Source organism: Pseudoxanthomonas japonensis, assembly GCF_010093445.1.
Lineage (GTDB): Bacteria > Pseudomonadota > Gammaproteobacteria > Xanthomonadales > Xanthomonadaceae > Pseudoxanthomonas_A > Pseudoxanthomonas_A japonensis.
On sequence record NZ_PDWW01000006.1, the window covers coordinates 1 to 12,865 of the forward strand.

General features: G+C 69.2%; 9 protein-coding genes. 1 reads left to right on the forward strand and 8 read right to left on the reverse strand.

Features of this window, described 5'->3' with window-relative positions; all coding sequences use genetic code 11:
- Together CSC78_RS06400 and CSC78_RS06405 are read right to left on the reverse strand one after the other, a co-directional pair.
- Window positions 1-720, reverse strand: a 720-nt coding sequence (locus tag CSC78_RS06400) for a response regulator (protein WP_162337080.1), incomplete at its 3' end; no start/stop codon positions are given.
- Window positions 717-3,362 carry a sensor histidine kinase gene (locus CSC78_RS06405; RefSeq protein WP_162337081.1) on the reverse strand — a complete coding sequence of 882 codons (2,646 nt, stop codon included), beginning with the start codon at window positions 3,360-3,362 and terminating at the stop codon, window positions 717-719. The genes CSC78_RS06405 and CSC78_RS06400, both read right to left, overlap by 4 nt.
- Window positions 3,363-3,404: 42 nt before the next feature.
- Between CSC78_RS06405 and CSC78_RS06410 the strand changes: the two genes are divergently transcribed.
- Complete coding sequence (locus tag CSC78_RS06410) at window positions 3,405-3,689, forward strand: hypothetical protein (RefSeq protein WP_162337082.1); 285 nt, start codon at window positions 3,405-3,407, stop codon at window positions 3,687-3,689.
- A 672-nt stretch (window positions 3,690-4,361) separates the two neighbouring features.
- Here the strand turns inward: CSC78_RS06410 and kdpC are convergent.
- From kdpC to CSC78_RS06440, 6 genes are all read right to left on the reverse strand, one after another.
- Window positions 4,362-4,991: a potassium-transporting ATPase subunit KdpC gene (gene kdpC / locus CSC78_RS06415; protein ID WP_162337083.1), complete on the reverse strand. Its 630-nt coding sequence runs from the start codon at window positions 4,989-4,991 to the stop codon at window positions 4,362-4,364.
- A gap of 9 nt (window positions 4,992-5,000) precedes the next feature.
- Window positions 5,001-7,061 carry a potassium-transporting ATPase subunit KdpB gene (kdpB, locus tag CSC78_RS06420; RefSeq protein ID WP_162337084.1) on the reverse strand — a complete coding sequence of 687 codons (2,061 nt, stop codon included), beginning with the start codon at window positions 7,059-7,061 and terminating at the stop codon, window positions 5,001-5,003.
- Between the two features lie 11 nt (window positions 7,062-7,072).
- Entirely contained in the window at window positions 7,073-8,776 is a 1,704-nt protein-coding gene (kdpA, locus tag CSC78_RS06425; RefSeq protein WP_162337085.1) for a potassium-transporting ATPase subunit KdpA, read from the reverse strand.
- A 120-nt stretch (window positions 8,777-8,896) separates the two neighbouring features.
- Window positions 8,897-9,619, reverse strand: a complete 723-nt coding sequence (locus CSC78_RS06430) for a TorF family putative porin (RefSeq protein WP_162337086.1) — start codon at window positions 9,617-9,619, stop codon at window positions 8,897-8,899.
- Window positions 9,620-9,738: 119 nt separating this feature from the next.
- Complete coding sequence (locus tag CSC78_RS06435) at window positions 9,739-10,923, reverse strand: CaiB/BaiF CoA transferase family protein (protein ID WP_162337087.1); 1,185 nt, start codon at window positions 10,921-10,923, stop codon at window positions 9,739-9,741.
- A 121-nt stretch (window positions 10,924-11,044) separates the two neighbouring features.
- Window positions 11,045-12,865, reverse strand: a complete 1,821-nt coding sequence (locus CSC78_RS06440) for a glycoside hydrolase family 127 protein (RefSeq protein ID WP_162337211.1) — start codon at window positions 12,863-12,865, stop codon at window positions 11,045-11,047.

Genomic DNA, 12,865 nt, shown 5'->3' on the forward strand with positions numbered 1-12,865 from the left:
CACCCCCACAAACCACAATCCCACCCCCGGCTCCGTCGCGATATACCTTGGCGCCGTCGCGTCATCGCCGAGCTTCTGTCGCAGCTTGCCGACGAGGATGCGCAGGTAGTGCGTGTCGTCCTGGTGGCTCGGGCCCCACAGTTCGCGCAGCAGTTGCGGTTGCGTGACCACACGTCCCGGGTGTTGCAGCAGCAGGGCGAGCAGGGCGAATTCCTTGCGGCTCAGCGCGACGGGTTCGCCGTCCAGCGTCACCTCGCGGCGGCCGAGGTCCACGTGCAGGTGGCCATCGTCGAACAGCGGCATGGCCGCGTCACTGGCGGCGATGCGCGTGCGCAGCAGGCCGCGGATGCGCGCCATCAGTTCCTGCACGCCGAACGGCTTGGTGACGTAGTCGTTGGCGCCGCCGTCCAGCGCGGCGACCTTCTCGGTCTCGCCATCGCGCACGGTCAGCATGATCACCGGCACCTGCGACCACTGCCGCAGCTCGCGCAGCACGCCGTGGCCATCCAGGTCCGGCAGGCCGATGTCCAGCACCACCACGTCGGCGCCGTGCGCGGCCAGTTCCGCCAGCCCGGCGCGGCCGCTGTCCGCCAACGCGACGATATAGCCCTGCGCGCGCAGGCTGATGTCGAGGAAGCGTCGGATCTGCGGCTCGTCGTCGATCACCAGGATGCGCGCCGGCGGAGCGGACGCAGTGGGCGGTGGCGCGGTGTAGGTCAAGCGGGAGCCTGCGGGGTGGGCGTGAGCAGCGGCAGGGTAATCCGGATCACCGTGCCGCGCCCGTCCGGCCCGGGCAGCGCCTGCACGCTGCCGCCGTGCGCGCCCACCATGCCCTGGCAGATCGCCAGTCCCAGGCCGGTGCCGTGGCGACCACGGTCGCCGCGCTCCACGCTGTAGAACATGTCGAAGATGCGGCTGCGTTCGTCTTCCGGAATGCCCGGCCCGCGGTCGCGCACGTCGATGCGCAGCGCGCCGTCGACGAGCTTCGCCTCGACCTGTACGGGTTCATCGGGCGGCGAGAACTTGCCCGCGTTCTCCAGCACGTTGAACACCGCCTGCTCGATCAGCGCCGGATGCACCCACACCGGCGGCACGTCGGCCGCCACCGTGGTCTGCACGCGCACCTCCGGCTGGTAGCGCTGCAGGCGGGAGACCGCCGAACCGAGCAGTTCATCCACGCCGATCCAGTCGCGGTTGAGCGTCAGCCCGCTGTGGCCCAGGCGCGTCATGTCGAGCAGGTTCTGGATGTAGCGGTCCAGCCGCTCGCCCTCCTGCTGGATGGTGTCCAGCAGGCTGCGGCGGTCGTCCTCGCCCATCGCGTTCCAGTAACTGGCCAGGCTGCTGGCCGAGCCGATCATCGAGGCCAGCGGCGAACGCAGGTCGTGCGATACCGACGACAGCAGCGCGGAGCGCAGGCGCTCGGTTTCGCCACTGACACGCGCGTCTTCCAGTTCGGCGACCAGGCGCGTGCGCACCACCGCCTGCGCGATGTCTTCGGCCATCGCTTCGGCCAGCCGCCGCTGCTCCGGCAGCAGCCGCGCGGACGCGTCGCCGAAGCGCAGTCCGATCACGCCCAGCGTGCCGCGGTCGCCCTGCAGCGGCAGGAACCAGCGCCCCGCGCCGGCCAGCGTGTCGGTATGGCGCCCGGTCGCCTGCCCGTGCTGTTGTGCCCAATCGGCGGCGGCACGATCGAGGTCGGCAAGCTCGGCATCGGCGGGTTCCTCACGCCCCTGCACGCGCAGCCACGCCTCGGCCGACAGCGCACGCGCCAGCGCCTTGCGGCCGGCGGCCAGCACCTGTCCCAGGTCGGCGGCCACGGCCAGTTCGCGACCCAATGCCTGCAACGCGGTCGCCTGCGTGTTGGCCGCACGCAGCGCCACCACCTGCATCCGCAGGCGCGAGGCCAGCCGTCCCGCCACCAGCGCCGCGATCAGGAACAGGAACACCGTGGTCACGCCCTGGCGCGCGCTGATGTTGAAGGTGAAGCGCGGCTCGATGAAGAAGAAGTTGTAGGCCAGGAAGCTCAACAGCGCGGCCACCACCGCGGCGGTCATGCGCGTGCGTGCGGCCACCAGCACCACCGCTACGATGAACACCATCGACACGTCTTCCAGCCCCATCCACCGCTCGGCCAGCCAGGCCACGCCGATCGACAGCAGCGAGGCGACGGCGGCGAAGGCGAGCTCGTGCCGCCGCAGCCAGGGCCCGATGCCCGCATCGCCACGGCGTGCACGCGCACGCGCCTCCGGCGTGCCGATGATGACCAGCTCGTAGTGCGCGCCGCGCTGCAGGATCTGCTGCGTCAGCGTGCGGTTGAACATGCGCGCCACCGGCCGCTCACGCGTGCGCCCCAGCACCAGCGTCGACGCACCGCTCTGGGTGGCGTGGTCGAGCAGCGCGTCGGCGATGCGTGTGCCGCGCAATACCTCCGTGTCTGCGCCCAGCCGCCGCGCCAGTGCGAAGGCCTGGTCGATCTCGCGCTGGCGCGCCTCGTCCACCGCGTCGGCCTGCACCGTCACCACGCTCCATGGCGCGTCGCGGCGCTCGGCGATGCGGCGCGCGGCGCGCACCAGATATTCGGAAGACCCCAACCCATCGACCGCCACCAGCACGCGCCGCCGCAGTGGCAGGCCGGGCAGGCCACGCGCGGCCTGGTCTTCGCGCAGGTCGCTGTCGACGCGGTCGGCGGCGGTCTGCATCGCCAGCTCGCGCAGCGCGATCAGGTTCGACGGCGAGAAGAACGCCTGCAGCGCCTGTGCCGCCTGCTCGGGCAGGTAGACCTTGCCCTGGTGCAGGCGCTCGATCAGCTCGCGCGGCGGCAGGTCGACCAGCACGATGTCGCGCAGGCGGTCGAACACGGCATCCGGCACGGTCTCGCTGACACGCACGCCGGTGATGCGGTGGACGACGTCGTTGAGGCTTTCCAGGTGCTGGATGTTGATGGTCGTGTGGACATCGATGCCGGCATCGAGCAGTTCGATCACGTCCTGCCAGCGCCGTTCGTGCCGGCTGCCCGGCGCGTTGCGATGGGCCAGTTCGTCGACCAGCGCGATCTGCGGGCGGCGCGCCAGCAGTGCGTCCAGGTCCATCTCGTCCAGCCAGCGGCCCTGGTAGGACACCCGGCGGCGCGGCAGGATCTCCAGCCCCTCGGTTTGCGCCGCGGTCTCGCCGCGGCCGTGCGTCTCGACGATGCCGACCACGACATCCCTGCCCTGCCGGCGCAGCTCGCGGGCGCGCGACAACATGGTGTAGGTCTTGCCCACGCCGGGCGCGGCGCCCAGGAAGATGGTCAGCCGCCCGCCCTGCTCGCGTTGCAGGTGGTCGATCAAGGCATCGGCCTGGCGGTCGCGGGGGTCGGTCATGGGGATATTCTGCCTGTTGTCATGTCACGTCGAGCGGGTGGGATGGCCCGCCATGACGTCGCTACCGCTGCGCAACGGGTGGGGCGCCAAGACGGGAACGGCGTCGGCGAGGAAAATTGCCTCGACGGCATGGCAAAAAGCCTCGTGCGCGAAGCAACCAGCATCGACGGCGACCCTTTCTGGTTCGACCGCAAGGCTTTTTGCCTTGTCGTCTCACCTGAACGCTTCGCTCGCGCACCTTTCTGGTTCGACGTCGAAGCAAAAAGCCTTGTCATCTCAGCTACAGCGTCACATTCGCGAGGCTTTTGGCTTTGTCGTCTCACCTGAAAGGTCTGCGCGCAAAGCTTTTTGCCTTGTCGCCTCACCTTTGAGCCTCGCTCGCGAGGAAATCTGCTTCGACAGCGCACCTTTCTGGTTCGGCATCGAGGCGTTCTGCTCCGCCATCGGTCGCGGTCGTGCCGTGACACTCGATCCACCACGCGATCTCCGAGTCCGCGGCGCCGTCTGCCCCTCACCCGCCTTCGGTACCCTCGCCCCGCACGCGGGGCGAGGGGAACCGCGCTTCGACACTGCATGTTTGATTCCTTCTCCCCGCCTGCGGGGAGAAGGTGCCCGGAGAGCCTGCCCCGTACTTGAGACGGGTGCGGATGAGTGGGCGAGCGGAGCGAGAGTGCTTTCTGGTCATGAGTCGCTTCCACGTATGGACTGATCGCTTGCCAACACTCGACGCATCACGCACTACCGAATCAACACGGCGCCGTCTGCCCCTCACCCGCCTTCGGCACCCTCTCCCCGCACGCGGGGCGAGGGGAACCGCGCTTCGACACTGCATGTTTGATTCCTTCTCCCCGCCTGCGGGGAGAAGGTGCCCGGAGGGCGGATGAGGGGCGAGCGGAGTGAGAGTGCTTTCTGGTCATGAGTCGCTTCCACGCATGGACTGATCGCTTGCCAACACTCGACGCATCACGCACTACCGAATCAACACGGCGCCGTCGCCCCTCACCCGCCTTCGGCACCCTCTCCCCGCACGCGGGGCGAGGGGACGCCACTCTTGCCATCCAGTGCCAGATTCAGTTCCAGCACGTTGACCCGCGGTTCGCCGAACAGGCCGAACTGCTTGCCTTCCGAGTGTTCCGCGACGAGGCGCTCGATCACCGCCGCATCAACGCCGCGCGCACGCGCCACGCGGGCGATCTGGATGCGGATCGCCTCCGGTGACAGATGCGGATCGATACCGCCGCCGGACTGGGTGACCAGATCGCCCGGCACGTCGGCCGGCGCCACGCCCTCGCGTGCGGCGACAGCAGCGCGTGCCTCATCGATGCGCGCACGCAGGTCGGGATTCGTACGCGCCTGGTTGCTGCCGGCCAGCGCCATCACGTCGTAGCCGGCGGCGGACGGTCGCGATTGGAAGTAGCGATCATCGGCAAACGGCTGCGCGACCAGCGATGAGCCGATCACCCGGCCGTCGCGTTCGATCAGGCTGCCTTTCGCCTGCGCGGGGAACAGCAGGCCGCCGATGCCGGTCGCGGCCAGCGAGTACAGCAGGCCGAATCCGAGCAGCGTGACCAGCGCGAGCATCAGCGACGCGCGCCAGACATTGGTGGATGAAGTCAAAACAGCATTCATGGGAACTCCTCAGGCGCCGGTGACGGCGGCCAGCAACAGGTCGATGAGCTTGATGGCGGCGAACGGCAGCAGCACGCCGCCGACGCCGTAGACCAGCATGTTCCGGCGCAGCAGCGCGGTGGCGGCGGCCGGGCGGAAGCGCACGCCGCGCAACGCCAGCGGGATCAGCAGCGGGATGATGACGGCGTTGAAGATCAGCGCCGCGATCACCGCGTTGGTCGGGCTGGACAGCTGCATCACGTTGAGCGCGGCCATGGAAGGAATCGCCGCGGCGAACAATGCCGGCAGGATGGCGAAGTACTTCGACACGTCGTTGGCCAGCGAGAACGTGGTCAGCGCGCCACGCGTGATCAGCTGCTGCTTGCCGATCTCGACCACGTCCAGCAGCTTGGCCGGGTCGGAATCGAGGTCGACCATGTTGCCGGCCTCCTTCGCCGCCTGCGTGCCGGAGTTCATCGCCAGGCCCACGTCGGCCTGCGCCAGTGCGGGCGCGTCGTTGGTGCCGTCGCCGACCATCGCTACGAGGCGACCACCGGCCTGTTCCTGGCGGATGCGCGCCAGCTTGTCCTCGGGACGCGCCTCGGCGATGTAGTCGTCCACGCCAGCTTCGGCGGCGATGGCGGCGGCCGTCAACGGGTTGTCGCCGGTGATCATCACCGTGCGGATGCCCATCGCTCGCATGTGCGCGAACTTCTCCTTGATGCCGTGCTTGACCACGTCGGACAGTTCGACCACGCCGAGCACATGGCTGCCATCGCTGACGACCAGCGGGGTGGCGCCGTTGCGGGCGACCTGTTCGACGCGCGCCGTGAGCTCGGCCGGCGCGCTGCCACCCAGCGTCCTGACGTGCTGCACGATGGCATCGGCCGCGCCCTTGCGGATGCCGCGCATGCTGCCGCGACTGTCGTCGGGCAGGTCGACGCCGGACATGCGCGTCTGCGCGGTGAAGGCGATGAACTGCGCATGCTGCGGTTCCACCAGCACGGCGCCCTGCTCGCGCGCCAGCTTCACGATCGACTTGCCTTCCGGCGTGGGATCGGCCAGCGAGGCGAGCATCGCCGCGTCGCGCAGTTGCTCGCGGTCGATGCCGGCCAGCGGATGGAACAGCGTGGCCTGGCGGTCGCCATGGGTAATCGTGCCGGTCTTGTCGAGCAGCAGCACGTCGACGTCGCCGGCCACTTCCACCGCCTTGCCCGACTTGGCCAGCACGTTGGCGGCCAGCGCGCGGTTCATGCCGGCGATGCCGATGGCCGGCAGCAGGCCGCCGATCGTGGTGGGGATGAGGCAGACCAGCAGCGCGATCAGCAGCAGCGGATCGAGCTTCGCGCCGACGAAGCCGGCGATGAAGGGCAGCGTGACGACCACGATCAGGAACGTCAGCGTCATCGTCAGCAGCAGCAGGCCCAGCGCGATCTCGTTCGGCGTCTTCTGCCGGTTGGCGCCTTCGACCAGCGCGATCATCCGGTCGAGGAAGCTGTGGCCGGGCTCGGCGGTGATCTTCACCACGATCTCGTCCGACAGCACCTGGGTGCCGCCGATCACGCCGCTGCGGTCGGTGCCGGCTTCGCGCAGCACCGGCGCGGATTCGCCGGTGACGGCGGATTCGTTGATCGTCGCCAGGCCCTTGACGATCTCGCCGTCGGCAGGCACCTGTTCGCCCGCCGACACGATGACGTAGTCGCCGGGCCTCAGCTCGGCCGCAGGCAGGCGCCGCTCGCTGCCACCGAGCGGCGTGTCGACGCGGCGCGCGACGAGATCCTTGCGGGCGCGCCGCAGCGACGCCGCCTGGCCACGGCCACGCGCTTCGGCGACGGCCTCGGCGAAGTTGGCGAACAGCACGGTGACGAACAGCAGCGCGGTCACCGACCAGCCGATGCCCGGCGTGGCGGTGCCGGCAAGGGTCAGGCCGGCGGTCAGCAGCGTGCCCAGCCAGACCACGGCCATCACGGGATTCCTGAAGGCGTGGTGCGGAGCGAGTTTGGTGAAGGACGCGAGCACGGCGGCACGGAAGCCGGCGCTGTCGAGCAGCGCGGCCGGGCGGCGGTGGGAAACAAGGGTGGAATCGGTCATGGCGACAGTCCTCAGGACGCGATCAGCGCGAGGTGGTCGGCGACGGGGCCGAGCACCAGCACGGGCATGAACTGCAGCAGGGTCAGGATGACGACCACGGCGATCAGCGTCAGTGCGAAGGTGGGGGTTTCGATCTGCAGCGTGCCGACGCCGTCGGGTGCGACGCGCTTGCGGGCCAGCGACGCGGCGATGGCGAGCGGGATGATCAGCGCGGGATAGCGGCCGAGCAGCAGCATCAGCGTGGCGCTGAGGTTCCACCAGGTCGTGGCGTCGCCGAGGCCTTCGAAGCCGGAGCCGTTGTTGGCGAACGCCGAGGTGTACTCGTAGAACACCTGGCTGATGCCGTGGAAGTCCGGATTCGAATTGCCGGTAATCGATGGAACGGCCAGGGTGATCGCGGTGAACCCCAACAGCGCCAGCGGTTGCAGCAGCACCAGCACGGCGAGCAGCTTCACCTCGTGCGCTTCGATCTTGCGGCCGAACAGTTCCGGTGTGCGGCCGGTCATCAGGCCGGCGAGGAACACGCTGAGCAGCAGGTAGACCAGGAACTGCTGCAGGCCGCAGCCGATGCCGCCCCAGATGCTGTTGACCAGCATGTTGCCGATCGTCACCAGGCCGGTCAGCGGCGCCAGCGAATCATGCATCGCGTTGACCGAGCCGTTCGAGGTCTGCGTGGTCAGTGCGCCCCACAACGCCGACGGCGCGGCACCGAAGCGGACTTCCTTGCCCTCCATCAGCGCGATGTCGTTCGATGTGGCCGAATAGCGCTCCGACCACACGGCCGCGCCAGTCGAGATCGCCGACATGGTCAGCATGGTGCCGAACACGAGCGCGGTGAACTTCCGGCGCCCGGTGAAGCTGCCGACCATGAAGGCGATGCTGACGGGGATCAGGATGATGGCCAGCGTTTCCAGCACGTTGGAGAATGGCGTGGGGTTTTCCAGCGGCACGCTGCTGTTGGGGCCGTACCAGCCGCCGCCGTTGGTGCCGAGCTGCTTGACGGCGACCATCGGCGCGACCGGGCCCAGCGGGATCTTCTGCTCGGCCATCTCTGTGGTCTTGTCGATCGGCGTGGCGACCGGACCACCGTCGAGGGTGGCGGGCACGCCCTGGCTGGTCAGTGCCAGCGACCACACCAGGCACAGCGGCAGCAGGAAGCGCACAGCGGGACGGATGACGTCGGCCCAATAGTTGCCGACATCGGCATCACCGTTGGCGGTTGTCGTTGCGGCGTTCTTCTCACGCCCGCCGAACAGGCCGCGCAAGGTGGCGGCGACCAGGGCCAGGCCCATCATCGGCGTGATCACCTGCAGGCCCACGATCGCACTGGCGTGCGCCAGGTACGACAGCTGCGCCTGGCCGGAGTAATGCTGCTGGTTGGTGTTGGTGAGGAACGACACCATCGTGTGCAGCGCCAGGTCCCAGCGCATGTTGGGGATGTCGTTCGGATTGAGCGGCAGCCAGGCCTGGGTCATCAGGACCACCCACACGATCACGCCCAGCACCAGGTTGCTGAGCAGGAAAGCCTTGGCGTAGCCCTTCCAGCCCATGCCCTGCGCCGGATCGACGCCGAGCAGGCGGTAGACGGGGCGTTCGACCAGGCCGAACAGGCGGTCGCCGCGCATCGGGGCACCACGCATCACCGCAGCCAGGTAGCGGCCCAGTGGCCAGCCAAGCGCGATGGCGAGCGCGAAAACGAACAGGAACTCAGTCATGGAAGTCGTCCATCGGCGCACGTGCGCGCCGCGTGATCAGCAGGAACATCAGGCCGGCGCCGGCGAGCACGCCGGCGAGCGACAACGACAGGTGCAGGAGGCCGGTGAACATGGCGGCGCTCAGAACGAGGCTTGCAGGGCGGCTTCGACGCGCGAACCCGCCAGGCCCGGGAACAGCGCCTTGGCGCTGCTGTCCGTCGCGTGCGCGGTCAAGCGCAGTTCGAACGGTGCCTTGAACGCCCACACGGCGCCCAGTTGCGCATGCGCGTAGCTGTCGTCGTAGGCATCGTCGAGCCAGTAGTAACCGGCGGCGGCTTCCAGACGGACCTGTTCGCTCAACGGCAGCTTCGCGCCGACCTGCGCGTAGGCACCGGCTTCATCGGTCGCCAGCGCATCGTTCGAGTAGCCGAGCTGGGCCCAGTAATTCTGCTTCCAGGTCAGCGTGCCGATGGCCTCGGTCCAGTTGAGGTCGACGGTGGTGGACGGATAGCGGTAGTGGGTCAGGTTGACGTCGAGCGCCCAGTCCTGGGCGAGGTTGCCGCTCCAGCCGACGGCGAAATCCAGCTCGCTGCTGGCCTTGGTCTCGGGCGCGAACTCGACGTTCGAACCCCAGATGGATCCGTACAGGCCGTTCTCAGCCGCGGCCCTGAAGCCGGCCTGCACGGCCGGATCGCCCTGCGTCTGCGTGGTGCCACGCCAGACGTAGTCGGTGGTGAGGGCACCGGACCCGCTGAGCGTCGCAGCGCTGGCGGACGATGCCACCGCCAGCAGCAGGCAGGCAGCCAGGGAGAAAACGACGAACGCAGGCCTGTGCCTGCGCGAAACGGAGGAGATGAAAGACATGAATGCGATCCGAGGCGGAGGAGTTCCGCCGACCGCGAAAGTCTGGTCCCGGGTCGCGTAAAGCCGCTATGCGCTGCGGCAGGCGCGCCGTAAATTCGGCGTAAAACGCGCGGCCGGGTTCAACCCGAGGCGCGCGTCTTCCCGCTGCGGCCGAGCACGTGGTCGGCGTCCTGGTCGAAGGTGGGCGCGGCGAACGGGGCCGGGCCCGGCGTGCGGCCGAAGGCGATCGGGCGCGTCACGCCGCGGTAGCTGCCGACGACGGGATGGGCGATCTCCGCCACCATGTCCTCCGCCAGCACCTGCGGATGTTCGAACATGTCCTCGACGCGACGCGCGGCCGCGCACGGGACTTCGTCACCGAAGTGCGCTTCCCATTCCGCCGCGGTGCGCGCCTGCAGCGCGTCGTGCAGCTGCGGGACGATCTCGGCCGCGTGCGCGGCACGTTTGCGCACGGTGTCGTAGCGCGGATCGTCGGCCAGCGCGTCCAGGCCGGTCAGGCGGCACAGCGCCTTCCAGAAGCGCGCGGTATTGGCGGACAGGTAGAGATAGCCGTCGCGCGCCGGATGGATGCCGGTGACGCCGCCCGAGCGCATGTCCCGACCGATGTCGAGCGCCTCGCCCTCGGCCCAGATCATGCGCGCCGACTGCATGGTCAGCGCACTGCGCAGCAGCGAGACGCCGACGAACTGGCCCAGCCCGCTGCGCTCGCGTTCGTACAGCGCCGACGACACGCCGCCGGCGAGCAGCGCCGCGGCGTAGTAGTCCACCACCGAGCCGTAGATGATTTCAGGCGCGCCACCGCGCTTGCCCTGCAGCGTGCACATGCCGGTCATGGTTTGCAGCACCTGGTCGTAGCCGGCCTTGTCCTTCATCGGCCCGCTCTCGCCGTAGCCGGTCACCGCGCAGTAGATCAGGCGCGGGTTGATCACCGACAGGCTGTCGAAATCGATGCCCAGCCGCTTCGGCACGCTGGGACGGAAGTTGTGCACCAGCACATCGGCCTCGCGCACCAGCCGCAGCAGCGCGGCGTGATCGGCCGCCTGCTTCAGGTCCAGCACGATGCCCTGCTTGCTGCGGTTCACACCGAGGAAGGCGCGGCTTTCCTGCTCCAACGTGGACGGGTACTGGCGCAGGTTGTCGCCATCCGGCGGTTCGACCTTGACCACGTCGGCGCCCTGGTCGGCCAGTAGCGTGCAGCCGTACGGACCGGCGATGTAGGCGCTCAGGTCGAGCACCTTGACGCCGCTGAGCGGCCCGGCCGGGCCATGGCGCCGGGGGGCGCGGAAGGGAGAGGCAGTGTCCATGGGAAGAGGCTCCTTCAACCGCCACCTGCTGGTCGGAAACCAGTCTGGTGCAGGCGGTGCAGCGGATACAGTCGGCCGCCGTAGTTTCTGCGGCCACAAATTCTTGCGAGCGCGCCGGTGGTCATGATGCCGGCGGCAGCGACAGCCAGGTCAGGCGCCAGGCGCCGTCCGCGCGACCGCCGGTGCGGTAGTAGGGCCAGAACAGCAGCGGCGGCCGGTAGCCGAGCTGCAGGGTGATGCCCGGCCCTTCGCCGTCGTCGGCCACCGGCAGCACCTGCAGCCAGTCGTCCTGCGGCCCGTCCGGCAGGCGGATGGTCTCCTCGGTCTTGAAGCCGTCGACCAGCTCGGTGGCGTAGACCAGCGGCCCGCGCGTCATGCCGACGTAGTGCAGGTCCAGTACCTGCTGATGCACGGCGGAGCCGTCCGGCGCGCGCGATTCCTGCACGTTGCGCAGCACCTGCCGGTGCAGCGCGGGCCGCAGCGGGAACAGCAGCTGCACCTGGTCGCCAGCGCGCCAGTGGCGGCGGATCGCCGCGAACGTGCCGGGTATTACCGGCACGCGCACCGCTTCGCCGTTGACCGCGACGGTGGCGCCCTCGGCCCAGGACGGGATGCGCAGGCGCAGGTCGAAGGTCGCTTCGCGTTCGGGCTGCACTTCCAGCGAGATGTCGCCTTCGAACGGGTAGCCGGTGTGCTGGCGCAGTACCAGCGTGCCGGCCGCCGGATGCGAAAGGCGGGCTTCACCCGGACCGTACAGCTGCACGCGGGCGGTGTCGCCATCCAGCGCGTAAGCCAGCGACGGCAGTTCCTCCAGCGCCATCGCGCCGCTGGACTTGCAGCAGCGCCAGTAGGTGGTGTGCACGCGACGCCCGTTCGGGAACGAGTAGTAGCACCAGTCCTCGCCGTCGGGCGCGAATGCGCCGAGCAGGTCGTTGTAGGCGGTGCGCTCGATCTCCTCGGCGTAGCGCGCTTCGCCGGTCAGCCGCAGCAGCTCGCGGTTGAACTGGATCCACGACAGCAGCGAACAGGTTTCGACATAGGCCAGCGGACTGAACGTGCCGCGCGCGTTGAACACCTCGCGCGAGCGGTGCGCCACCCCGCCCCATGGACCGCCGCCGAGCGTCAGGTGGTACTGATGGATGTTCTCCCACATCGCTTCAATCGCGCGGCGCAGCGTGGCGTCGCCGGTCGCGCGGCACAGCTTGACCACGCCGACCAGATTCCACAGCAGTTGGTAGGCCTTGCCGGTGGCGATCTCCGAGGCATCGGCACCGTCCTCGATGGCCGGCAGCAGGCGCAGCGCCGGATGCGCATTGGCCTGGGCGAATACCTGCTGCGCCAAAGCGAGGAAGCGCGGCTCGCCGGCTTCCTCGTACAACTCGAGTGCGGCATCCATCAGCACGGTGGCCGACATCCCGTGGTGGTTGCCGAGCGTGGTGATGTCGATGCCGTCGGCCAACGCGCGCGCGCACAGGTCGGCGATGCGGCCGGCGGCCTGCGTGTAGCGCTCATCGTCGAGCGCGCGTGCCGTCTCGACGAAACCGAGGATCAGGTAGGCATGCACCCACATGTCCCAGGTGCGCAGCGCCGGTGCGCCGTCCCAGCTGGGTGGTTTGGGTGGCTGCGGCTGGGTGAAGCGGCGTTCGGGCGCATAGGTGCCGAGGTAGCCGTCGTCTTCCTGCACGGAGAGCAGGTAGTCGGCGACCTCGCGCAGGTGCGCACCGAGTATCGCATCGCCGCTGCGGGCGTAGGCGCGGGCGGCGGCGGACAGCCACTTGCCGGCATGCTCGCCATACCAGTCGCCCTCGATGTTCTGCGCGCGGTGCGCGGGCGAGAACAGCGCAATGGCCGGGCTGTCGGCGCCGGTGATGAAGTGCGACAGGCGGCCGCGGCGATTCGCGTCCAGCGCGTCGCCGAGCAGGCCTCCCAGGGTGACCTTCAT